At 64.7% G+C, this 21,363-nt stretch carries 23 protein-coding genes; 9 read left to right on the forward strand and 14 right to left on the reverse strand.

The annotated features are described in order from the left end of the window. Positions 1–132: 132 nt before the first annotated feature. The 3 genes from purD to VIL88_RS16325 all read left to right on the forward strand — a co-directional run bounded on the left by purD (position 133) and on the right by VIL88_RS16325 (position 3,153). Complete coding sequence (gene purD, locus VIL88_RS16315; RefSeq protein ID WP_331990649.1) at positions 133–1,407, forward strand: phosphoribosylamine--glycine ligase; 1,275 nt, start codon at positions 133–135, stop codon at positions 1,405–1,407. 67 nt (positions 1,408–1,474) lie between these two features. Next, positions 1,475–2,419 carry a patatin-like phospholipase family protein gene (locus VIL88_RS16320; RefSeq protein WP_331990650.1) on the forward strand — a complete coding sequence of 315 codons (945 nt, stop codon included), beginning with the start codon at positions 1,475–1,477 and terminating at the stop codon, positions 2,417–2,419. Between the two features lie 68 nt (positions 2,420–2,487). Next, positions 2,488–3,153: a class I SAM-dependent methyltransferase gene (locus tag VIL88_RS16325; RefSeq protein WP_331990651.1), complete on the forward strand. Its 666-nt coding sequence runs from the start codon at positions 2,488–2,490 to the stop codon at positions 3,151–3,153. Between the two features lie 2 nt (positions 3,154–3,155). Here the strand turns inward: VIL88_RS16325 and VIL88_RS16330 are convergent, their stop codons facing one another. The 4 genes from VIL88_RS16330 to VIL88_RS16345 all read right to left on the reverse strand — a co-directional run bounded on the left by VIL88_RS16330 (position 3,156) and on the right by VIL88_RS16345 (position 4,557). Further along, a complete protein-coding gene (locus VIL88_RS16330; RefSeq protein WP_331990652.1) occupies positions 3,156–3,545 on the reverse strand; it encodes a type II toxin-antitoxin system VapC family toxin in 390 nt (129 codons plus the stop codon). Next, entirely contained in the window at positions 3,542–3,787 is a 246-nt protein-coding gene (locus VIL88_RS16335; RefSeq protein WP_331990653.1) for a type II toxin-antitoxin system prevent-host-death family antitoxin, read from the reverse strand. Before VIL88_RS16335 ends, VIL88_RS16330 begins: the two co-directional genes overlap by 4 nt. A gap of 64 nt (positions 3,788–3,851) precedes the next feature. After that, complete coding sequence (locus VIL88_RS16340; protein WP_331990654.1) at positions 3,852–4,301, reverse strand: nucleoside deaminase; 450 nt, start codon at positions 4,299–4,301, stop codon at positions 3,852–3,854. Between the two features lie 49 nt (positions 4,302–4,350). After that, a complete protein-coding gene (locus VIL88_RS16345) occupies positions 4,351–4,557 on the reverse strand; it encodes a hypothetical protein (RefSeq protein WP_331990655.1) in 207 nt (68 codons plus the stop codon). Between the two features lie 85 nt (positions 4,558–4,642). Between VIL88_RS16345 and mutL the strand changes: the two genes are divergently transcribed. Both mutL and VIL88_RS16355 read left to right on the forward strand, forming a co-directional pair. Further along, on the forward strand, positions 4,643–6,454 hold the full coding sequence (mutL, locus tag VIL88_RS16350; protein WP_331990656.1) for a DNA mismatch repair endonuclease MutL: 1,812 nt from the start codon (positions 4,643–4,645) through the stop codon (positions 6,452–6,454). A 32-nt stretch (positions 6,455–6,486) separates the two neighbouring features. Then, positions 6,487–6,996 carry a metallophosphoesterase family protein gene (locus VIL88_RS16355; protein ID WP_331990657.1) on the forward strand — a complete coding sequence of 170 codons (510 nt, stop codon included), beginning with the start codon at positions 6,487–6,489 and terminating at the stop codon, positions 6,994–6,996. A gap of 16 nt (positions 6,997–7,012) precedes the next feature. Here the strand turns inward: VIL88_RS16355 and edd are convergent, their stop codons facing one another. The 4 genes from edd to VIL88_RS16375 all read right to left on the reverse strand — a co-directional run bounded on the left by edd (position 7,013) and on the right by VIL88_RS16375 (position 12,225). After that, positions 7,013–8,827 (reverse strand): phosphogluconate dehydratase, encoded by a 1,815-nt coding sequence (edd, locus tag VIL88_RS16360; protein ID WP_331990658.1) that lies wholly within the window; start codon positions 8,825–8,827, stop codon positions 7,013–7,015. 65 nt (positions 8,828–8,892) lie between these two features. Next, complete coding sequence (pgl, locus tag VIL88_RS16365; RefSeq protein WP_331990659.1) at positions 8,893–9,588, reverse strand: 6-phosphogluconolactonase; 696 nt, start codon at positions 9,586–9,588, stop codon at positions 8,893–8,895. Positions 9,589–9,791: 203 nt separating this feature from the next. Beyond that, positions 9,792–11,273: a glucose-6-phosphate dehydrogenase gene (gene zwf, locus VIL88_RS16370; protein ID WP_331990660.1), complete on the reverse strand. Its 1,482-nt coding sequence runs from the start codon at positions 11,271–11,273 to the stop codon at positions 9,792–9,794. 10 nt (positions 11,274–11,283) lie between these two features. Continuing rightward, a complete protein-coding gene (locus VIL88_RS16375; protein ID WP_331990661.1) occupies positions 11,284–12,225 on the reverse strand; it encodes a BadF/BadG/BcrA/BcrD ATPase family protein in 942 nt (313 codons plus the stop codon). A 214-nt stretch (positions 12,226–12,439) separates the two neighbouring features. On the opposite strand from VIL88_RS16375, the gene cobU reads away from it, so the two are divergent. Beyond that, complete coding sequence (gene cobU, locus VIL88_RS16380) at positions 12,440–12,994, forward strand: bifunctional adenosylcobinamide kinase/adenosylcobinamide-phosphate guanylyltransferase (protein ID WP_331990662.1); 555 nt, start codon at positions 12,440–12,442, stop codon at positions 12,992–12,994. Between the two features lie 167 nt (positions 12,995–13,161). Here the strand turns inward: cobU and cbiB are convergent, their stop codons facing one another. Genes cbiB through cobA form a run of 4 tightly spaced genes read right to left on the reverse strand, consistent with a single transcriptional unit; the run spans position 13,162 to position 17,656 of the window. Then, a complete protein-coding gene (gene cbiB / locus VIL88_RS16385) occupies positions 13,162–14,124 on the reverse strand; it encodes an adenosylcobinamide-phosphate synthase CbiB (RefSeq protein WP_331990663.1) in 963 nt (320 codons plus the stop codon). After that, complete coding sequence (locus tag VIL88_RS16390; protein ID WP_331990664.1) at positions 14,124–15,587, reverse strand: cobyric acid synthase; 1,464 nt, start codon at positions 15,585–15,587, stop codon at positions 14,124–14,126. Before VIL88_RS16390 ends, cbiB begins: the two co-directional genes overlap by 1 nt. Then, positions 15,580–16,881, reverse strand: coding sequence for a cobyrinate a,c-diamide synthase (locus VIL88_RS16395; RefSeq protein ID WP_331990665.1), 1,302 nt, complete (start codon positions 16,879–16,881; stop codon positions 15,580–15,582). Before VIL88_RS16395 ends, VIL88_RS16390 begins: the two co-directional genes overlap by 8 nt. Further along, on the reverse strand, positions 16,868–17,656 hold the full coding sequence (gene cobA, locus VIL88_RS16400; protein WP_331990719.1) for a uroporphyrinogen-III C-methyltransferase: 789 nt from the start codon (positions 17,654–17,656) through the stop codon (positions 16,868–16,870). Before cobA ends, VIL88_RS16395 begins: the two co-directional genes overlap by 14 nt. 241 nt (positions 17,657–17,897) lie before the next feature. Here cobA and VIL88_RS16405 point away from each other — a divergent pair, with 241 nt between their 5' ends. Continuing rightward, complete coding sequence (locus VIL88_RS16405; RefSeq protein WP_331990666.1) at positions 17,898–18,626, forward strand: cobalt-precorrin-6A reductase; 729 nt, start codon at positions 17,898–17,900, stop codon at positions 18,624–18,626. On the opposite strand, the gene VIL88_RS16410 is transcribed toward VIL88_RS16405, so the two are convergent. Continuing rightward, positions 18,560–18,988: a cobalamin biosynthesis protein gene (locus VIL88_RS16410; RefSeq protein ID WP_331990667.1), complete on the reverse strand. Its 429-nt coding sequence runs from the start codon at positions 18,986–18,988 to the stop codon at positions 18,560–18,562. The two genes, VIL88_RS16405 and VIL88_RS16410, sit on opposite strands and share 67 nt — an antisense overlap. Positions 18,989–19,306: 318 nt before the next feature. Between VIL88_RS16410 and VIL88_RS16415 the strand changes: the two genes are divergently transcribed. Continuing rightward, positions 19,307–20,239, forward strand: coding sequence for a cation diffusion facilitator family transporter (locus VIL88_RS16415; RefSeq protein WP_331990668.1), 933 nt, complete (start codon positions 19,307–19,309; stop codon positions 20,237–20,239). Between the two features lie 37 nt (positions 20,240–20,276). Continuing rightward, on the forward strand, positions 20,277–20,750 hold the full coding sequence (locus VIL88_RS16420) for a hypothetical protein (protein ID WP_331990669.1): 474 nt from the start codon (positions 20,277–20,279) through the stop codon (positions 20,748–20,750). Here the strand turns inward: VIL88_RS16420 and cobO are convergent. Continuing rightward, positions 20,747–21,355: a cob(I)yrinic acid a,c-diamide adenosyltransferase gene (cobO, locus tag VIL88_RS16425; RefSeq protein WP_414650154.1), complete on the reverse strand. Its 609-nt coding sequence runs from the start codon at positions 21,353–21,355 to the stop codon at positions 20,747–20,749. The genes VIL88_RS16420 and cobO overlap by 4 nt on opposite strands. Positions 21,356–21,363 lie beyond the last annotated feature (8 nt).

Here is a 21,363-nt window from a genome sequence, read left to right on the forward strand (position 1 = left end):
ACTCCTTGCGCTGCACCGGAAGAGCGATGCGCAGCCAAGAAGCCAAAAGTGAGGCAACGAGGGGTCGCAATAGCGACTTGCCTCGCAACGGCATCTCGTGCATCACGCCCGCGGACATGGCGGAGGCACAGTATGCGCGTATTGGTGATCGGTTCGGGCGGACGCGAGCATGCGCTGGCGTGGAAAATCGCGCAGTCGCCACTCCTCACCAAGCTGTTCATCGCGCCCGGCAATGCCGGAACACAGGCTGTGGCCGAAAACGTCGTCCTGGACATCACCGACCACAAGGCCGTCACCGATTTTTGCAAGCTCATGGCCATCGACTTCGTCGTTGTCGGGCCCGATGCGCAGGTTGTCGCGGGATTGGGTGACGATGTCCGCGCCGCGGGGATCAACTGCTTCTGCCCGAGCAAGGCGGCCGGGCAGCTTGAAGGCTCGAAGGGCTTCACCAAGCAGCTTTGCGACGAAATGGATATTCCCACTGCCGCCTATGGCCGCTTCGACACCGAGGCCGCGGCGCTCGCATATCTCTACACGCAGAAGGCTCCTATCGTGGTGAAGGCCGATGGTCTCGCCGCCGGCAAGGGCGTGACGGTGGCCATGTCGATCGAAGAGGCCGAGGAGGCCGTCATCGACTGCTTCGCCGGCTCCTTTGGCGCCGCCGGCGCCTCGGTGGTCATCGAGGAGTTCATGGAAGGCGAGGAAGTCAGCCTCTTCGTCCTTTGTGACGGCAAGGACATCCTTCCCCTCACCACCGCGCAGGATCATAAGCGCGCTTTCGATGGCGACACGGGCCCCAATACCGGCGGCATGGGCGCCTACTCGCCGGCTCCGGTAATGACACAGGACATCTATGACGAGGTGCTTGAGCGCATCATCTGGCCGACCGTGCGCGGCCTTGCTTCGCGCCGGACGCCATACCAGGGCGTGCTCTATGCCGGGCTGATGCTTACGCCCGACGGGCCAAAGCTTGTGGAATACAATGCCCGCTTCGGCGATCCCGAAACGCAGGTCCTGATGATGCGCATGGAGAGCGATCTCCTGCCGCTCTTGCTGGCGACGGCAACCGGCACTTTGGCCGGTCATCGGGTGCACTGGAAAGACCAGTTCGCCCTCACGGTGATCATGGCGACCAACGGCTATCCGGGCGCCTATGGCAAGGGCAGCGAAATCAAGGGCGCCGAGGAGCTCGATTCCGAAACGCTCCACGTCTTCCATGCGGGAACACGCCGCGACGCCGGACGTTTAGTTGCTGCCGGGGGGCGTGTGCTGAACGTGACTGCGCTCGGCGACACAGCGGAAGAGGCGCACCGGCGTGCTTATGCAGGCGTGGACCAGATTGTTTGGCCAGAGGGCTTTTGCCGCCGAGACATCGGCTGGCGGGAGATCCGCCGCAGCGCAACTTGAACCCTTTCTCAATCTCGCAGGCCTAACCTCATCCCCGACCACCCTTGCCGAGGCACCGGAGCCTCGATTGACGCCGCTGCAGCGACGCGGGCAGGAAGTGGTCGAACGGCTTCGCTCGGGAGGCAAGGCGCGGGGTGAGATGAGCACCGTTTCCGGACCCAGAATTGGCGTGGCGCTTGGCGGCGGGTCTGCCCGCGGCCTTACCCACATTCCCTATATCGAGGCAATGGACGAACTTGGTCTCCGCCCATCCGTCATCTCGGGCACATCCATCGGTGCGCTGATCGGCGCCGGCTGGGCTGCCGGCATGACGGGCAAGGAGTTGCGCGAGCATTCGTTCGAGGTGCTCGGGACGATGAAGGCCATCGCCGCCAAACTCTGGGCCACCCAGATCCGGGGCATCGGCGGCATTCTCAAGAACGGCATTTCGATGCAGCTCGACGCGGCCAGCATCGTCGATGCCTTCACGCCGCCGCACTTCCCGCTCGAGTTCAAGGACCTCAAGGTGCCCCTCTACGTGGTGGCGACCGATTTCCAGTCCTGGCACCAGGTGGTGTTCAATTCCGGCCCATTGCGACCGGCCATCGCCGGCTCAATCGCCATCCCGAGCCTCTTTAAGCCGGTCGCCTATGCCAACCACATCCTGGTGGATGGCGGCGTGGTCAATCCGCTGCCGCTCGACCAGGCCGATATTGATACCGATTTCCTGATCGGCATCGACGTCAATGGCGACCCTTCCGAGCACATTGCCAAGACCGACCACAAGGCGCTGGATATCTGGTTCGGCTCGGCTCAGATCATGATGCATTCGCTGACTGCGCATATGATGGCCGCTTATCCGCCCGACATCTACATCCGTCCCCACGTCACCGCCTTTGGCGCCCTCGAATTCTGGCGGGTCCGCGAGATCGTCGCCCACGGCGATGCGGAAAAGGAGCGCTTCAAGCGCATGCTGGCCGACAGGATCGAAGCCTATCTGGCAGGCAAGGTCCCGGTCATTCCGAGCGGCTGATTTCATGTAACTTTTTAAGTTACAGAAAAGGACGGATGGTCTAACCTGCCGGTTTGGAGACCTGCATCATGACCATCACACAATTCAACGCCTCGCATGCTGCCGGCTATGCCGAGCGCCCGTTTGCGCAGGTGCCGGGGCTTCAGGGCCTGCACTGGATGATGTCGCAGCTTCTGGCCGAACACGTTTCCGAGCAGGGACGCATCCTCGTCCTCGGCGCTGGCGGTGGGCTGGAGCTCCGGGCGCTGGCCCAGGATCATCCGCAGTGGCGCTTCGATGGTGTCGATCCGTCGTCCCCTATGCTGGACCTCGCGCGGGAGATTGCCGCCGATCACCTCGAGCGCATCACCCTTCATCAGGGCTTGATCGACATAGCGCCCCCCGGGCCGTTTGATGGCGCCACCTGCCTCCTGACCTTTCACTTCATCGAACGGGAGCAGCGGCTCGACACCTTGCGCGCCATCAGGCAGCGCCTCAAACCCGGCGCACCGCTCATCCTGGCCCATATCAGCGTCACGCAGGCTGAGCCGGAACGCAGCCGTTGGCTCAAGCGCCACGTCCTTTTCGGCGGGGGCGATGCGGCAAAGCTATCCGAAGCGGCCGAAACAATGGCTACGCGCCTGACCATCCTCGCCCCCGAAGAAGAAGAAGCCATGCTGGCGGAGGCGGGCTTCACCGGCATCGAACTCTTCTACGCCGCCCTCACCTTCCGCGGCTGGGTCGCTTATGGGTAAGCCTAGCTGAAGTACCTGATCGGGCCTGGATACTTGGCTACCATGGGATCGCTGGTCAGCAATTCCAGTCCTTCAACCGTCGCCTGTGTCACCAACATGCGGTCGAACGGGTCACGATGAATTGGTGGAAGTTGCCCAATGGCGACTGCATGATCGCCGGCCACATCAAGTTCGACATAGCCATTGTCGAGCCAGCGATGGCGGAGCTTGTCCGGCTCAACCGTGAAGTCCGACCGACCGAGTGCGGCCTTGATGGCGACTTCCCAGATATTCACCACACTGAAATAGGGTCGTGTGTCTGGGGATTGGAGGATGCTGGCGACGGCAGAGGGTAATCTTCCTGGCAGCGCGGTGGCCCACAAGAGGATATGAGTGTCGAGTAGAACTCTCATTCCTTGCCATAGAACATGTCGGCAATCTCATCTTCGAACATGCGGTCGAAATCCTCGGGCACGTTAAACTCGCCTTCCATGAAGCCGATCCGGTTGATCTTCTTGGGCTCAGGCTCGTCGAGCGGCACTACTTTCACCATCGGCTTGCCGGCCTTGGCGATAATGAAGCTCTCCCCCCTGGCGGCCTGTTCTACCAGGCGTGACAGGTGGGTCTTGGCCTCATGGATATTGACCTTCTGCATGGCGCAGCCTCGTGAACTTAGTTCATTAAACTTAGTTCACCCGGAGGTCCGCCGCAAGCGCCCCCTATTCCCGCAACGCCTTGAAGAAGGCCTGCAGCATCGCTTCCGAACGCGATGCCCCGATGCCCGAGACAACTTCAGGATGATGATGACAGGTGGGCTGCTCGAAGAGGCGAATACCATTTTCCACCGCCCCCGCCTTGATGTCCTCGGCGGCGAAATAGATCCGGCGGAGCCGCGCATGCGCGATAGCCCCGGCGCACATGGCGCAGGGCTCAAGCGTCACATAAAGATCGCAGCCATCAAGGCGGCCAGTGCCGCGCCTTGCCAGGGCCGCGCGGATAGCGAGCATCTCGGCGTGAGCGGTCGGATCGCCCAGAGCCTTCATCCTGTTGCGCTCGGCGGCCAGCACTTCCCCGCTCTCGACGACTACTGCGCCGACGGGCGCCTCGCCGTGGCGAGCGGCCTCTTCGGCTAGGGCAAGGGCGAGGTCCATGGGCGACTGGCTGGGCATGACGGAGCTTTAGCCCCTGCCTGCCAGCCGCTCAAGCGCCGCCTGCCAGTCAATCCGAGTTGCCGCGCAGGCCGCCAACACCGGTGCCAGGTTCGCGACCCTGCCCGTCATCGTTGAACTCGGCATTGGCCGCTTCATTGGCTTCGGTCACATCCGACGCGTCTTCCGGACGCTTGCCCGAGGATGGCTGTTTGCCGTTGAAGCGCTTGTTGGCCTCTTCGTTGGCCTGGGTAACGTCATCACTCTTGCTGCTCATCGTCATCTCCTGTGGTTTGATCACTCAACGCGCAGGATGGCGTCACGGTTGTGTCACCCTATAATCGCCGTCCAGGAGAATCGCCTTGCCCATTCGCCAGCTGCCCGAAGACCTGATCAACCGCATCGCCGCCGGCGAAGTGGTGGAGCGGCCTGCCAGCGTGGTTAAGGAACTGGTCGAGAACGCCATCGACGCTGGCTCCAGCCGCATCGTGGTGACCACTGCGGCCGGCGGCAAGGGCCTGATCCGCATCGAGGATGATGGGCACGGCATGGATCGGGACGATCTCATCCTCTCGGTGGAGCGTCACGCCACGTCCAAGCTCCATGTCGACGATCTCGACGACATCCGGACCCTGGGCTTCCGCGGCGAGGCCTTGGCCTCGATCGGCTCGGTTGCCGAACTCACCATCTGCTCACGGACGGCCTCAGCCGATACGGGGCTTAAGCTGGAAGTCCGCAGCGGCCTGCGCAACGGTCCCGTGCCGACCCCAATGAACCGGGGCACGATCGTCGAGGTCAAGAACCTCTTCGCCAATGTGCCGGCGCGCCTCAAATTCCTCAAATCCGATCGAGCCGAAGCTGCCGCCATCACCGACGTGGTCAAGCGCCTGGCCATGGCCAATCCCGGTGTGCACTTCCTCCTCAATGGTAGTGACCGGACACCGTCGAACTGGCCGGCCGTCATTGGCCGCGGGGCGCTTGAAGCCCGGCTCGGGCAGATCATGGGCGACGACTTCGCCCAGAACGCTGTCCGGCTCGCCTCCAGCCGCCACGGCGTGGTCGTTGCGGGCCTTGCCGGCCTGCCGACCTATACGCGCGCCAATTCCCTGTCGCAGTTCTACTTCGTCAATGGCCGCTCGGTGCGCGACAAGGTCTTGATCAGCTCCATCCGCGCTGCCTACGCCGACTATACGTTCCGCGACCGCTTTCCGGTGGTCGCCCTCTATGTCGCCATCGATCCGGCAGAGGTGGACGTCAACGTTCATCCGGCCAAGGCCGAGTTGCGCTTCCGCGATGCAGGCGCCGTCCGCAGTGCCGTGATCCGCGCCATCGGCGAGGCGCTGGCCGCCGCCGGCTTCAAGGCGTCGGACACTGTTGCCGAAGACGTGTTGGGTGCGTTCAGCACACCGGCCTATGAACCTCCGGCAACACCGGCAAACGACCGTTTCCCCTCGAGCAGCCCGTCGCAAGCCTCGTCCACCTTCTATGAGCGGACCGCCTACCCCAGTGCCGCAGGCTTTGCCGCCACCCTCCAGGGGCTCAACGAGCCCAGCGCCCGCATGGAGGTCGAGCCCCTCCCGGCCTTGATGGAGTATCCGCTCGGCACTGCGCGTGCGCAGATGTTTGACAACTTCATCATCGCGCAGAACGGCGAGGGCCTGTTGCTGGTCGACCAGCACGCCGCCCATGAGCGGCTGGTCTATGAACGGTTCAAGGCGCAACTCGCGTCAGGGCCCGTCCCCAGCCAGGCCCAGCTGATCCCGCTCGTCATCGAACTGCCCGAGGAAGACTGCGCCCGCCTGGAGGATGCCAGCGGCGAACTGGAGCGCTTCGGGCTCTATCTGGAGCGCTTCGGACCTCGCGCCGTCGCCGTCCGCGAGACCCCGGCCCTCCTGGGCAATTCCGACATCGAGGGCCTGGTGCGCGACGTCGCCGATGGCCTCGCCGAATGGGACACCATTGCCGCCGTCAGCGACCGTATGGAAGCCATCATCGCCCGCATGGCCTGCCACGGCTCGGTCCGCTCCGGCCGCCGCCTGCGCACCGACGAGATGAACGCCCTGCTCCGCGACATGGAACAAACCCCTCATTCCGGCCAATGCATCCACGGCCGCCCCACCTATGTCGAGCTCAAGAAGAAGGACATCGAAAGGCTGTTCGGGCGAAGCCGGTAGGAACAGCACGGCGCCTTCCCCGTTCTCCGCCCATGCTTTATTTCACCAGCGACACCCATTTCGCCGATCCGCGCGTGTTGCGCATTGATCGGCGGCCGTTCCCGAACATGGCCGAGCATGATGCGACGCTGATTGCCAGTTGGAACGCCGTTGTCGCCCCTGATGACGAGATATGGCACCTGGGCGACTTCGCCCGTGGTTCGCAGGAGCAGGTCGAGGCGCTGCTGGCGCAGCTCAACGGCACCAAGCACCTGATCATCGGCAACAATGATCCGGAGCCGACCATCCAGGCGCGTGGCTGGGCCAGCATCCAGCATTATGCCGAGATGCGGATCGAGGGGCAGCTTTTTGTGCTCTGCCACTACCCGTTCCGCACCTGGAACCAGATGGGCAAGAAGTCCATCAACCTCCACGGCCACTCACACGGCAGGCTGACCCCGGTGCCGCGGCAGTTCGATGTCGGCGTCGACCCGCAGGGGTTGCGGCCGCGATCCCTCGAAGAGGTCCTGCAGAGTCGCAAAACCAGCGCCCGCGCCTCGTGAGGCACGGGCGATTTGGTCACTGGAAGACGCTGGCGCCGCGATCCGCCACGCCGACCAGGCTCCGGAAGCCGGCGAAGAGTTCGCGGCCCATGCCGTAGTGCTGGCTCGACAGATCTTCGGTGGCGATGGGGCGGCTGAAGAACTCGGCTTCGTCGCCCAGGAACTGCAGCGTCCCTTCATTGGCATCGAGCCGGATCATGTCACCATCCTTGATGCGGGCGATCGGGCCGCCGTCCACCGCCTCGGGCGTCATGTGGATGGCCGCTGGGACCTTGCCCGAGGCGCCCGACATGCGCCCGTCGGTCAGGAGCGCCACCTTGAAGCCGCGGTCTTGCATGATCCCAAGCGAGGGCGTCAGCTTGTGCAGTTCGGGCATACCAAGCGCCTTGGGTCCGGAGAACCGCACCACGGCGATCATGTCGCCGGTCAGTTCGCCTGCCTTGAACGCCGCCTGCAGCTCTTCCTGGCCGTGGAACACGCGCGCCGGCGCCTCGACGACGCGGTGCTCGGGCTTGACCGCCGAGACCTTGATCACGGACCGACCGAGATTACCGGAGAGGAGCTTGAGCCCACCGGAGGACTGGAACGCCGTCTCGACCTTGGTCAACACCTTGGGCAGGGCGGATTCGCTGGGTGCTGGCTCGAAGGTGAGCTTGTCCTCGATCAGCTTGGCCTCGACCTTGTAGCCGGAGAGCCCTTCGCCCCAGACGGTCTTGACGTCTTCATGCAGGTGCCCCGACTCCAGCAGTTCCTGGATCAGGAAGCCCATGCCGCCCGCGGCATGGAAGTGGTTCACGTCGGCGACGCCATTGGGATAGACGCGCGCCAGTAACGGCGTGGCGTCCGAGAGGTCGCTCATGTCGTCCCAGGTCACCTGCAGGCCCGCCGCCGCGGCGATGGCGATCAGGTGCATGGTGTGGTTGGTCGAGCCGCCCGTGGCATGGAGACCGACAAGGCCGTTGACGATGGCCTTCTCGTCGATCACGTGCCCGACCGGCGTATAGTTGTTGCCCAGCGCCGTCAGCGACAGCGCCCGCACCGTGGCCTCGCGGGTCAGGGCATCGCGCAGCGGCGTGCCGGGATTGACGAAGCTGGCGCCCGGCAGGTGCAGGCCCATGATCTCCATCAGCATCTGGTTGGAATTGGCAGTGCCATAGAAGGTGCAGGTGCCCGCCGAATGGTAGCTCTTGCTCTCGGCTTCCAGCAGTTCGGCGCGACCGACCTTGCCCTCCATATAGAGCTGGCGGACCTTGCTTTTCTCGTCATTGGGGATGCCCGAGGGCATCGGCCCGGCCGGCACGAAGACCGCCGGCAAGTGTCCGAAGGTCAGCGCCCCGATCAGCAGGCCCGGCACGATCTTGTCGCAGATGCCGAGATAAACGGCGGCATCGAACATGTTGTGCGACAGGGCGATCGCGGTCGACATGGCGATGACATCGCGGGAAAACAGCGACAGGTCCATGCCCGGCTGGCCCTGGGTCACGCCATCGCACATGGCCGGCACGCCGCCTGCTACCTGCGCCGTGGCGCCGATCGTGCGGGCCGCTTCCTTGATGATGTCGGGATAGAATTGATAGGGCTGATGGGCCGACAGCATGTCGTTGTAGCTGGTGACGATGCCAAGGTTCAGCGTCTTGTTGCCCGCGAGCGCCGCCTTCTCGGAGGGAGAACAGGCGGCAAAGGCGTGAGCGAGGTTGCCGCAGCTGAGCACGGCGCGATGGACGCCCGCTTCGCGCGCGGCATCGAGGCGGTTGAGATAGTCGCGGCGCGTGTCGCGGCTCCTGGCCGCGATGCGGTCGGTGACATCCTGGATGGCCTGACGGACAGACATATACGTCTCCTATTTGCAGGAGCCGCGTAGTGGCCAGAGCGGTCGATTTGGGATCGCTGAGGGGACTATGGGCACCAGTAGACAGATACAGCGTGGCCGGACCGCAGGACGGCACGAATGGGCATGTCCTCAACAGGACCATCGCCCAGAGCCGTGTCGAGCACGTCGGCCTTTTCCTCCCCTTCGATGTGAAGGTATAGCCCATCCGCGCGGAGGAGACGCGGAAGGGTAAAGGTTATGCGAGGCTCGCCCGCACCGGGTGCCCGGATCGCCAGGGTCGGACCTTCGGCGCTCAGCGCCTGGTCCAGCGTGTCGCCGCCGGGGAAAAAGCTGGCCGTATGGCCATCGCTGCCCATGCCGAGGATTACGGCCGCGAACTGCTCCGGCAGTTCACCCAGGAGCGCATTGGTGCGGGCCACTGCCGCATCGTCGGGCTCGGTGCCGCCCGAATAGAGCGGGAAGAACCGGGCAACGGCTGCCGGGCCCTGCAGCATCTTCTCGTTGACCAGCAAGGCATTGGAGCGGTCATTGGTCTCGTCGACCCAGCGCTCGTCCACCAGCGTGACGATGACCTTGCTCCAGTCGATATCCTTGGTCTTGCCCAGGGCCTGGAAGAACCGCGCCGGCGTCGAGCCGCCACTTACTGCAATGGCCGCCGTGCCGCGCGTCGCAATGGCTTCGCGAATGCGATCGGCCACCGCCTCGGCCAATTCCTTGGCAAGGGTCGGCTTGTCGGCAAAGGTGCGGCGATCGATGGTCATTGTCTTTTATCCAAATTTTCGGCTCTTGCGCCCCCTCGCCCCTCAGGGGAGAGGGTAGCGGCGCCCGGAGCGCAAGCGACTTGGCAGAGCTGGGGTGAGGGGTGAATGCCTTTCAGTAACGACACGACGCTGAACCCCTCACCCGCCCCTGCGGGGCGACCTCTCCCCTCAGGGAGAGGTGAGCTGGCATCGCGCCTCACCCACTAAACCTCATCCTCGTACCAGGTCCGCCCATCCCGCTCGATCAGGGCAATGGCCCCGCTCGGGCCCCAAGTGCCGGCGGTATAGCTCTGCGGCGGCTCCGTGGCGCGGTCCCAGGCTTCGCGGATCGGGTCCACCCAGTTCCAGGCCGCCTCGAGTTCGTCGCGGCGCATGAACAAAGTCTGATTGCCGCGGATCACGTCAAGCAGCAGCCGCTCATAGGCCTCGGGCGTACGCTCCGAAAAGGTCTCGGCGAACGAAAGGTTGAGCGGCACCTCGCGCAGGCGCATGCCGCCGGGGCCTGGGTCCTTGATCATCATCATCAGCTTCACGCCCTCGTCGGGCTGGAGGCGGATGATGAGCTTGTTGGCCCGCGGCGCCCCTTCGGCATGGCCGAAGATCGAGTGCGGAATGGGCTTGAACTGGATGCAGATTTCCGAAACGCGGTTGGCCATGCGCTTGCCGGTGCGGAAGTAGAACGGCACGCCGGTCCAGCGCCAATTCTGCACTTCGGCCTTGAGCGCCACGAAGGTCTCGGTGCGGCTGCCCTTCTTATCGTCCGGCAGCTCGTCCTGGTAGCCGGCAACCGATGTCGCTTCCGACTTCACGCCCTTGTACTGGCCGCGCACGGTGTTCTTGGCCACGTCGCCATTGGTGATGGGCTTGAGCGCGCGCAGCACCTTGAGCTTTTCGTCGCGCAGCGCATTGGCATCGTCAGAGGCCGGTGGCTCCATGGCCACAAGGCAGAGCAGCTGCAGCATGTGGTTCTGGACCATGTCGCGCAGGGCGCCGGATTCGTCATAGTAGCCGCGGGTGCCGGCGCCGACGCTTTCGGCCACCGTGAGCTGGACGTGGTCGATATGGGCCGAGTTCCAGATGGGCTCGAACAGCGCGTTGGCGAAGCGCAGCGCCAGGAGGTTCTGCACCGTCTCTTTGCCCAGGTAATGGTCGATGCGGTAGACCTGATCTTCCTTGAAGATCTTGGCGACGCCGTCGTTGATTTCCATGGAGCTGGCCAAGTCATGGCCCAGCGGCTTTTCGATCACGACGCGCGCGTCGCGGCGATAGAGCTTCTTCTTGCTCAGATATTCGGCAATCGGCTCGAACAGGTCGGGTGCCACGGCCAGGTAGAAGGCACGCACGACCTTGGGGTCGTCGCGCAGCGCCTTGCCCAGGTCGCCCGACTGGTCGGGGTTGCTGGCATCCACCGGCACGTAGGAGCAGATCTTGACGAAGCGCTCGATCACCGCCTCGTCCTGATAGGGCTTTTCCACGAACTGGGTGATGGCATCGCGCACGGCGGCCTGGAACTCTGCATCGCTGAGCTTGGAGCGCGAGGCGCCGATGATGCGGCTCTTTTCGTCGAACTGGCCGTCGTTGAAACGATGGTAGAGCGCCGGAATGAGCTTGCGCTTGGTCAGGTCGCCGGTGGCGCCGAACACCACGTAATCAAATGGCTGGACGGGAATGATACGGCTGGACACTGGCTCGTCCCTAGTTTGACGCAAAGTTCTGGCGCGCGAGAATGATCGCACCGTGAAGAGGTTCGTATTTGGGCAACGCGACGAAATCGCCGTAGCGCTCCTGGAGAATCGGGAAGAGCCGCTGACCAAAGCCGCCGACCACCGCCATCACCTGCGCACCATGCCGTTTGAACCAATTGGCATAAGTGTCGATATAGCCCAGTTCGATGTCGAGCATCTTCCGGGCCACCGGGTCACCCTGTTCGAGATATTCGATAAAGAGCGGCATCAGCTTGCCGAATTCTGCCGGCGCCCGGCCGATCAGGGCATCGTCGCAACCTTCGCTGCCATCTTCGCTGATGATCCTGAGGTTGAGCGCGGTGGCAAAGGCCCAGGCCATCACCGCCTGGTTGTCGCCGCCCAGTTGCTGGATCACCGCCTTGGTCAGGGGCGATGCCTCGACGAGGCCATCCTCGGCTTCCACCGAATAGCGCATCAGCTCACGGCCCAGGATGGCGCCCGACATCTGGTCGCCCGTGGGAAAGCCCCAACCACCGGCCTGGTAGCGCACGCCATCGACGATCGACATGGCGGCCGAACCGGTACCCACGATGATGACGCCGCCCTCGCCGCCGCCCAGGGCGCCAGCATGGGCGATGTCGATGTCGTCATAGACCTTGACCCCGGCAAAGGGCCAGGCGCGCGCCGCGAACTCGGCGCGCGCCGAATCCATGCGTCCTCCGGCCATGCCGAAGCAGGCAAAGGTATTGGCGGTCTGCGCATAATCGAGCCCTGCCGCAGCAAAGACGTCGCGCGTCCCATCGAGGATGGCCTTGTAGGCAGGCTCGCCGTCGTCGATCTGGAGGTTGGAGCGGCCGTTCTTGACTTCGGCCAGTGTGTTCAGATGTTCATCGGCCAGACGCACGCGGCAATTGGTGCCGCCGCCATCAACGCCAAGATAGTATCTGCTCACGCTAGGAATCTCCGAAGTTTAGACGGATTCTAGGGTCTGGTTTCGGCGCGGACCATAATGCGAAAGCAGCTAAGACGAAAGTAGAATAAGGCACAAAAATCGGGGCCGGCGATTACATTCTCGTGCCGGCCTTCGCCCTCCATGGCTAACGGTTCGTTCCGGGCGCTTTTGGGTATAGGATGGAGGAGTCTTGAGCCGGTGCGGAGGCAGAACAATGACGCGACACGTCCTGGTGCTGGGGGGCGCCCGTTCGGGCAAAACCGCCTTTGCCGAACAACTGGCGCTGCGCAGTGGCACCAGTCCCGCCTACCTTGCCACTGCCAAGCCGCTCGATAGCGAGATGCGCGACCGGGTGGCCAGTCACCAGGCCGGTCGCGCCGGGCGCTTTGCCACGATCGAGGAGCCACTTGGTCTGTCGAAGGCCCTGCTCGACACATCCGCCCGGCACGATGTGATCCTCGTCGATTGCCTGACCCTCTGGATCACCAACCTCCTGATGGCCAACGAAGACGTATCCCTCGCCGTCAGTGAGCTCGGCGCCACCCTGCTGCAGCTCGAAAGGACCAAGGTGATCCTGGTCAGCAATGAAGTGGGTCTCGGCATCGTGCCCGACAATGCCCTGGCCCGCACCTTCCGCGACCTGGCCGGCAGCGCCCACCAGCGGCTCGCCGAAATCTGCGACGACGCCTATTTCATCGTCTCTGGCCTGCCCATGACCCTCAAGGGTGAACCGCCGCTGATCGGTCAACCCCGCATCCACGAGGCGTGATTGATCTTGGGTAAGAGAGGCGCCGGATGCGAATTCCAGCCCGGACAGCCCCCACCTAACCTCCCCCTGACAGGGGGAGGGACAGATCGGGTTCGTGGCACCATCTCGCCAGCCCGCCGGACGGCCCCTCCCCTTCAGGGGAGGCTGGGTGGGGTGCCGGGCCTCGTTCAAGCCGCCCAGACCAGCAGCGCCACCACCACGCTCACCCCCAGCAACACATTCAGCACCACCCGATACAGCACCAGCGCCCGCAGGATATCGCTCCCCGCAAGCGCCGACTTCCCATCGCCGAAGCTGGGCAGGTCCACCACTTCGCCGTCATAGCTGCGAGGCCCGCCCAGCCGGAAACCGAGCGCACCTGCAAAGCTTGCCTCCGGCCAGCCGGAATTGGGCGAGGCGTGCTTGCGCGCGTCGCGCCGCGCCATGGCCCAGCCGCCCGTTGGACTGGCATGTGGCGTCCAGAAGCAGGCCAGCGTAATCAGCAGCGTTGTCAGCCGCGCCGGAATCCAGTTTGCCAGGTCGTCGAGCTTCGCCGCGCTCCAGCCATAGTCGCGATAGCGTTCGTTGCGGTGCCCGATCATGGAATCGGCGGTGTTGATCGCCTTGTAGAGCGCGATGCCCGGGAGACCGAGCAGGACCAGCCAGAACCACGGCGCGACAACCCCATCGGAAGTGGATTCGGCCAGGGTCTCGATGGCCGCCCGCGCCACGCCCGCCTCGTCCAGTGCCTGTGGATCGCGGCCCACGATGTGGCTTACCGCCTCGCGGCCAGCTGCGAGCGAGGTCCTCAGCGCCGTCGCCACCACTTCCACCGCCCGGCCCAGTTCCTTTTGCGCCAAAAAAGGCGTCGCGAGCAGCACTTCCAAGATCCAGCCGCCGGGAATGGCGCGGACCGCCTGCTGTATCGCCACGCTCGCCACCACAACCAGGAGCAACAACAGCGCCAGTGCCACAAAGCCAGCCAGCCGCCGTTGCTCGGCCGTCCTCGACGTTCGGTTAAGGCGCGTTTCGAGGTAGTCGATGATCCAGCCGAACCATATGACCGGATGGCCAATCGGGGCGACCAAGCGTGGCGAGTAGCCCAGACAGCGCTCCAGCAGCAGGGCCAGCGGGCTCGCGAACGCCTCCATCAATCCAGCCTCACCTCTTGCGCCAATGCCAGAAGGGCATCGAGATCGAGATGCTGTTCCAGGTGCCGCGCCAGATCGTCAAGCACGCCCTCGATGCTGGCTTCATATTCGAAGTCGGGGCTGGCCACGTTGCCGAGGAATGCCCGGCGGAACCCGTCGGCCGCGAAGAGGCCATGGAGGTACGTCCCCATCACCCTCCCGTTTGCGCTTGTCGCGCCTTCTCCCTGCCTCTCTACCACCGCGAAAGCCCGGTGGCGATCGGGCCCAACCGTTCCGCCCATATGCATGTGGTAGCCGCTGATCGCCTCGCCCGACGCCGCGTGGCTGGCCGCCTCGACACGCAACTGCTTGACGGGAGTCAGCACTGTTTCGACGTCGAGCAGGCCCAGACCCTCGCTGGTGCCCGGCATGCCCTCGATGCCATCGGGATCGGCAATGGTGCGCCCCAGCATCTGGTAACCGCCGCAAATCCCCAGCACCCTGCCCCCGGCACGATGGTGCGCCAAGATGTCGATGTGCCAGCCATTATCCCTCAGCGCCGCGAGGTCACTGCGCGTTGCCTTGGAGCCGGGCAGCACCACCCAGTCGCTGTCGCGCGGGATCGGCTCGCCCGGCTGCACCATCACCAGTTTCACGCCCGGTTCGGCACGCAGCGGATCGAGATCGTCGAAGTTGGCGATGCGGGGCAGTTGCGGCACCGAAACTGTTAGCATGCCGTTGGCATTTGGTTGCCAATCGCGCAGGCCAAGTGAGTCTTCCGCCGGCAACTTGCCCGCCTCGGCAAACCACGGCACCGGCCCCAGGCATGGCACCCCCGTCCGCTCCGTGATGGCGTCGCATCCAGCCGCAAACAGCGCCGGATCACCGCGGAACTTATTAACCAGCGTGGCGCGAATCAGCCTGCTATCCTCCGGCTGCACCACGGAAAAGGTGCCAACCAAGCTGGCAATCACCCCCCCCCGCTCGATATCGCCGACCAGCACGACCGGCACCTGTGCCGCCTGCGCGAAGCCAAAATTGGCAAGGTCATTCTGGCGCAGGTTGATCTCGGACGCGCTCCCAGCCCCTTCCACCAGAACCACATCCACATCCCGGCCAAGCTCAGCAAAGGCGTTCAGAACCTCCGGCATCAGCTTGCCGCGATCGCGCCAGTAGTCGCGCGCCGACATGGATGCGAGCCGCTGGCCGCGCACCACCACCTGCGAGCCGCTTTCCCCCTCCGGCTTGAGCAGCACCGGATTCATTGCGGTCGTGGCGGGACGCCGCGCGGCGCGCGCCTGCAATGCCTGCGCCCGCCCGATCTCGCCACCGTCCACCGTCACGGCGGCATTGTTGCTCATGTTCTGTGGCTTGAACGGCGCCACGCGCAGCCCGCGATTGCTGAGCGCGCGGCACAGCCCGGCCACCAGCAGCGACTTGCCGACATCCGATCCCGTCCCCATGAACATGAGGGCTTTAGCCATGGGCGGCATCCACCACATGGGCATAGGAGCCCATGACGCGGCCGATCACCGCGCCCATGGGTGGCATGGCGTCGCCCCGCGCATCCGTGGCGGCAAACAACGGCGGCAGGCGCGACTGCTTGGCGGAGGAATAGTGGAATTCATGCCCCTTGAGCCGCCCCGGCCATGGCAAGGCGCCGCCATGCACAAGATTGCGATAGCCAAGGACGCGTTTGGGCCGGTCGATGCGTGTGGTGACGGGAAGCAGCCCCGCCATGGCATGCGTCGCGCCGCTCTTGTCGACCAGCGCCTCCCCCAGCACCATGAAGCCTCCGCATTCGCCATAGATCAGCGCGTCCCGCTCCCGCGCCGCAAGCAAGCCCGCCTTGAACCCATCGGCAGCAGCCAGCCTTTCGGCGTGAAGCTCGGGGTAGCCACCGGGAAGGAACACGGCGTCGCAATCGCCGGACGGCATCTCGTTGGCAAGTGGCGAAAAGAAGCTCAGTTCCGCTCCCGCCAGGCGCCAGCCATCCAGCAGATGCGGATAAAGGAAGGCGAAGGCGTCGTCGCGCGCAATGGCAATGCGCTGCCCCAGCGGCGGCAGTGGCACGGCCGGTCTAGTGTCGAAATCAAGAGGCGCGGCAAGCTCAAGGAACTGCTCTAGGTCGATATAGTCACCGACCATGCGCGCCGCGTGCGCGACAAAAGTCTCGAAGGCCGCGACCTCGCCGGGCAGCACCAGCCCCAGGTGACGCTCGGGAACCGTCAGTTCCACGCTCCGCGGTATGGCGCCCAGGCACGGAATTCCCGTTGCGGCAACGGCATCGAGCAACATGCGCTCGTGTTTGGCCGAGGCGACGCGGTTGAGGATCACGCCCCCCACCCGCACGCCCGGACGCCAGTTGGCGAAGCCGGCCACCAGAGGCGCAATCGACTGGCTCTGCCGTTCGCTGTCGACCACCAGCACCACGGGCAGGTCCAGCAACTCGGCCAGGTCGGCCGTCGAGCCCGCATTATCAGCCGCCCCGTCGAACAGGCCCATCACCCCTTCCACCAGCAGCATGTCCGCCCCGGTCGCCTGCACCTCCGCCAGCGCCTTGAGCCGCGCGGGCGACATCGACCAGGGATCGAGATTGACCGCCTCCCGCATCGCTGCCCGCCCCAGGAACGCCGGGTCGATATAGTCCGGTCCCGTCTTGGCGGGAGACACCACGACGCCCCGTTGGCGCAATGCCGCGAGGAGCCCGAGCGTCACCACAGTCTTGCCCGAGCCCGATCGCGGTGCGCCGATCACCAGCCCCCTAGCCAAAGACATGCCTCCGCGCCTCGCCGACATACCAGTCCAGCGACTGGCGGTAGGCGCTGACCGGGCCGAGCACCGCAATGGCAGGCGTGGCCACGCCGGTCAGCGCATGCGCTTCGCCCAGCGTGGTTTCGATGATGGATTGCTCGGGCGTCGCTGCATGCGACACCAGGGCGAGCCGGTCGTTGCCATCGCGGCCGGCAGCAAGCAGCTTCTGAGCGATGGGGGCCAAGTGCTTGACGGCCATGAACATGACGATGACCGGGGCCGCGTGCGCCACCGACGGCCAGTCGATGCCGCCCGGCACCAGCCCGCTTTCGTCATGGCCGGTCAGAAAGATCACTGCGTGGTTGGTGTCCCGGTGCGTCACCGGAATGCCGGCATAGGCCAGGCCGCCGATGCCCGAAGAAATACCCGGCACGATGCGGAACGGGATGTTGGCCCGCGCCAGGGCACCGGCCTCCTCCCCGCCGCGGCCGAACATGAAGGGATCGCCGCCCTTGAGCCGGAGGACGCGCTTGCCCGCCCGCGCCAGCTCGATCAGCTGCAGCGAAATATCGGCCTGCTTGGGCGACGGCTTGCCACCACGCTTGCCCGCAAACAGCCTCTGCGTCCCCTTGGGCGCCAGTGCCAGAAGGTCCGCCGATACCAGCGCATCGTGCACGATCACGTCGGCCTGTCCGAGCGCGTGGTAGGCCAGCAGCGACACAAGACCCGGCCCGCCAGGTCCGGCCCCCACCAGCCACACCGTTCCCTGTTCCAGCGGCGGGAAGTCGCCCCCATCCAGCGCCGCGAAATGACGGCGCTGACTTTTCTTTCGGATCCAGTCAAACACCGTGATGCCTCCGGTCCATCGCCTCCCTCCCCCTTGAGGGGAGGGATCGAGGGTGGGGGTCGACGAGGCAACCACCCAACCACCCCCACCCCGGCCCTCCCCTCAAGGGGGAGGGAGCGCAGAAGCCGCAAGCCTGGGCCCCTTGTGAGGTAGGGACCGAATAGGCAAAGTGCGCGCGAAGAGGGCGAAGCAGATGAAGATCCTGATCCTGGGCGGGACAACCGAAGCCCGTGCGCTGGCCAATCGCCTTGTCGCGCTGGGCCACGACGTCACCACCTCGCTTGCCGGCCGCACGCAGGATCCGCTGCTGCCGCAAGGAAATCTCCGCATGGGGGGTTTCGGCGGCGTCCAGGGCCTTGCTGCCTATCTGCTTGGGGCGCAAATCGAGCAGCTGGTCGATGCCACCCATCCCTTTGCCGGGCAAATGTCGCGCAATGCCGTTGCCGCTGCCGAGGCTGCCAACATATCGCTGCTGCGCCTGGTGCGCCCGGCTTGGGAGCCGGCGCTCGGCGATGCTTGGATCTACACGCAAGGCACGGCAGAAGCCGCCGCGGCCCTGCCCGCGGACGCGTGTGTTCTCCTGACCACCGGACATGCCGGGCTGGAGCACTTTCTGGAGCGTGGCGATTGCCGTTTCCTCGTGCGCATCATCGAAGCGCCTGCGGCCGCGCTGCCCGCGCATGCGCGACTGCTGCAGATACGGCCGCCCTTTCACCTGCTCGACGAGCTGGCGCTGATGGAGCGCGAGGCGATCACTCATCTGGTCACCAAGAATTCGGGCGGGACGCAGACGGCATCCAAGCTCGAAGCAGCGCGGCGGTTGGGGGTCAAGGTCATCATGATTGCGCGCCCCGTCTATGAACCCGCCAACGAGGTGGCAAGTGTGGATGAGGCCCTTGTCGCCCTGGGGCTGACCGGCTGACCGAAGCGCTCGGCCTCGAAACCCTCTCCGGCCAGGGCAATCGCGCAGGTGGCAAAGGCTGACTTCCGCATGGGCAGCAGCAGCGGACCGGCAGCAGCGGCCACGGCCTCGCTTGTGCCCGGTACGCCGGGGGCAAGCTGGTCATCGTCTAGGTAGCGCAGTGTGAGGCCGAAACGGGATGCCGTCTGCAGCAAAGCCGGGCTCAGCCGCCTGCGCGCATGCGTCGCAACGGCAACCACCTGCGAAGGGGCGACACCCGCCCGCACAAGGCAACTTTGCACAAGTGCGATGATCTCGGCGGCTTCTGCCCGGCTGGAGCAGCCCAGGCCGATCACCACAGGTCCGGGAGTCGTGGTCGTCATCAAGCGCCTCTCGCATCGGAGGCAGGTTCCCAAGCCCAGGCGCCTTTGCGGAGGTTGCCCGTCGGCTTGCGTCGCAAGCAACCGGCGGCATCGCGGGCGTCTTGCTCCAGACCTTTGCAGCTTCGGACTTGGTCCCCGATTTGGGTCGACCGCACCAAAATCTGTTTCAGTTCCGTCTCGGGAACTCTGCACTCCACCGGTTCTAGGCAACCTGAAGCACGTGGTCAATCAATGGCTTGCCGGGATCGGCGACCGACTTCTTTGCTCTTGAAAATCACTCGCAACTTCAAAGGCTTGCCGCAGCAGTTCCGCCGGTTTATGGCCAGCTATCGCTTAACACGGGACGCAGACTTGGCGCTCACCACAAACCGGACCCTGGCCATCGCCGCCGCCAGCCTCGTGGCGGGCCTCGTCGTGCTCGGCCTCAAGTTCCTGGCCTGGTATCTCACCGGCTCGATCGCGCTTTATTCGGACGCGCTGGAATCGATCGTCAACGTGGTCACAGCCCTGGTGGCGCTCGTTGCCGTGCACCTGGCTCAGCGCCCCGCTGACGCTTCGCTTCAATACGGCTACCACAAGGCGGAGTATTTCTCGGCCGTTATCGTCGGCGTGATGATCCTTGTTGCGGCCATCGCAATCCTGCGAGAGGCGTATTTCGGCCTCCTCTCCCCCGAAGTGCCCGCGGCGCCAGCCCAGGGACTGTTGATCAGCCTGGGCGCAACCGCCATCAACCTCGTCTGGGCACAGGTGCTGATCCGGCAGGGGCGCAAGGTGCTGTCTCCAGCCCTTGAAGCCGACGGCAAGCACCTGATGACAGACGTCATCTCCACCATCGGCGTCATAATCGGCCTGGGCCTCGTGATTCTCACCGGCTGGGCTGCGCTCGATGCCATCCTTGCGGCTCTTGTCGCCATCAACATCCTCTGGTCCGGCTGGAGCGTCATCCGCGACAGCGTCGGCGGGCTCATGGATGTCGCCGTGCCGCCTGAAACCGGCAAGCGCATCCGCGAGGTGATCGCCGCCAATGCCGAAGGCGCCATCGAGGCGCATGACGTGCGCACCCGCCAGGCCGGCAAGATCACCTTTATCGACTTTCATCTCGTCGTGCCCGGCACCATGACCGTCGATGCCGCCCATGCCATTTGCGACGCCATCGAGGCCAAGCTGCGCGAGGCGGTGAGCCATGCCCAGATCACCATCCATGTCGAGCCGGAACAGAAAGCCAAGCATTCCGGCATCGTGGTGCTGTGACTTGATTGCAGGAGGCAAGCAAGGCACCTTCCCCGTCATGCGCCGCCTGCTTTTCCTTCCCCTGCTCCTTGCCGCTCCCGCCTTGGCCGCTCCCGACTGGAGCAGCTATGACAATGCGCGCTATGGCTATCGCGGCGCCGTTCCGCCCGGCTTTTCCGGCTATGGCGAGAGCGACAATGGCGACGGGCAGATCTTCGACAACCAGTCGACGCGCCAGGTGCTGAGCTACTGGGGCAGCATGGTGCTGGAAGACGATTTCACCGGCGAAGTCGCCACCGCCATGGCCAATGCCGAAGAGCAGGGCTGGAACATCGCCTTCCAGGCGGTTACGCCCGATTGGGCCACCTTTACCGGCATCATGGGCCAGCAGCAGTTCCAGACCCGCATGATCCTCCTCTGCGACCGCACCAGCACCGCCAGCATGACGCTGCAATATACGTCGGCCCAGGCAGCCGATATCAAGCCGGTGCTGCAGGAGCTGGAAGCGGGCCTCGTCGCCATCGGCTGCTAGAACTCGATCCCCTTCTGCGCCTTCACGCCCGAGCGGAAGTGGTGCTTGATCTCGGTCATCTCCGTCACGAGATCGGCGATCTCGATCAACTCGTCCTTGGCATTGCGGCCGGTGACGATGACATGCTTGTCCGCCGGCTTGTTGCGGAGAACCTCCAGCACCTCCTCGAGCGGCAGGTAATCGTAGCGAAGCACGATGTTGAGCTCGTCGAGCAGCACCATCTGGTAGTCCGGGTCTGCGATCAGCGCCCTGGCCTGGTCCCAGGCCTTGCGAGCGGCGGCAAGATCGCGCTGCCGATCGGCCACATCCCAGGTGAAGCCTTCCCCCATGGCATTGATGGTCACCTGCTCGGGGAACTTGTCCAGCACGTCGCGCTCGCCGGTCTCCCACACGCCCTTGACGAACTGCACCACGCCCACCCGGAAGCCGTTGCCGATGGCGCGGAAAACCATGCCGAAAGCGGCGGTCGACTTGCCCTTGCCCTTGCCGGTATGGACGATGAGCAGGCCCTTCTCCTGCGTCTTGGTCGCGAGGATCTTGTTGCGCGCCTCGCGCTTCTTTTTCATCTTCTCGGCATGATAGGCATCCCGCTCTGCCTCGGTCATGAGGTCGG

The organism is Devosia sp. (genome assembly GCF_036563435.1).
In the GTDB taxonomy this organism is placed as follows: Bacteria; Pseudomonadota; Alphaproteobacteria; order Rhizobiales; family Devosiaceae; genus Devosia.

What these genes read in the sequence shown, in the direction of transcription:
- purD (WP_331990649.1), top strand. Translation starts at nt 133, where the DNA reads ATGCGCGTATTGGTGATCGGTTCGGGCGGACGCGAGCATGCGCTGGCG.
- VIL88_RS16325 (WP_331990651.1), top strand. Translation starts at nt 2,488, where the DNA reads ATGACCATCACACAATTCAACGCCTCGCATGCTGCCGGCTATGCCGAG.
- VIL88_RS16330 (WP_331990652.1), bottom strand. Translation starts at nt 3,545, where the DNA reads ATGAGAGTTCTACTCGACACTCATATCCTCTTGTGGGCCACCGCGCTG.
- VIL88_RS16335 (WP_331990653.1), bottom strand. Translation starts at nt 3,787, where the DNA reads ATGCAGAAGGTCAATATCCATGAGGCCAAGACCCACCTGTCACGCCTG.
- VIL88_RS16340 (WP_331990654.1), bottom strand. Translation starts at nt 4,301, where the DNA reads ATGCCCAGCCAGTCGCCCATGGACCTCGCCCTTGCCCTAGCCGAAGAG.
- VIL88_RS16345 (WP_331990655.1), bottom strand. Translation starts at nt 4,557, where the DNA reads ATGAGCAGCAAGAGTGATGACGTTACCCAGGCCAACGAAGAGGCCAAC.
- VIL88_RS16355 (WP_331990657.1), top strand. Translation starts at nt 6,487, where the DNA reads ATGCTTTATTTCACCAGCGACACCCATTTCGCCGATCCGCGCGTGTTG.
- edd (WP_331990658.1), bottom strand. Translation starts at nt 8,827, where the DNA reads ATGTCTGTCCGTCAGGCCATCCAGGATGTCACCGACCGCATCGCGGCC.
- pgl (WP_331990659.1), bottom strand. Translation starts at nt 9,588, where the DNA reads ATGACCATCGATCGCCGCACCTTTGCCGACAAGCCGACCCTTGCCAAG.
- cobU (WP_331990662.1), top strand. Translation starts at nt 12,440, where the DNA reads ATGACGCGACACGTCCTGGTGCTGGGGGGCGCCCGTTCGGGCAAAACC.
- cbiB (WP_331990663.1), bottom strand. Translation starts at nt 14,124, where the DNA reads ATGGAGGCGTTCGCGAGCCCGCTGGCCCTGCTGCTGGAGCGCTGTCTG.
- VIL88_RS16390 (WP_331990664.1), bottom strand. Translation starts at nt 15,587, where the DNA reads ATGGCTAAAGCCCTCATGTTCATGGGGACGGGATCGGATGTCGGCAAG.
- VIL88_RS16395 (WP_331990665.1), bottom strand. Translation starts at nt 16,881, where the DNA reads ATGTCTTTGGCTAGGGGGCTGGTGATCGGCGCACCGCGATCGGGCTCG.
- VIL88_RS16405 (WP_331990666.1), top strand. Translation starts at nt 17,898, where the DNA reads ATGAAGATCCTGATCCTGGGCGGGACAACCGAAGCCCGTGCGCTGGCC.
- VIL88_RS16410 (WP_331990667.1), bottom strand. Translation starts at nt 18,988, where the DNA reads ATGACGACCACGACTCCCGGACCTGTGGTGATCGGCCTGGGCTGCTCC.
- VIL88_RS16415 (WP_331990668.1), top strand. Translation starts at nt 19,307, where the DNA reads ATGGCCAGCTATCGCTTAACACGGGACGCAGACTTGGCGCTCACCACA.
- VIL88_RS16420 (WP_331990669.1), top strand. Translation starts at nt 20,277, where the DNA reads ATGCGCCGCCTGCTTTTCCTTCCCCTGCTCCTTGCCGCTCCCGCCTTG.
- cobO (WP_414650154.1), bottom strand. Translation starts at nt 21,355, where the DNA reads ATGACCGAGGCAGAGCGGGATGCCTATCATGCCGAGAAGATGAAAAAG.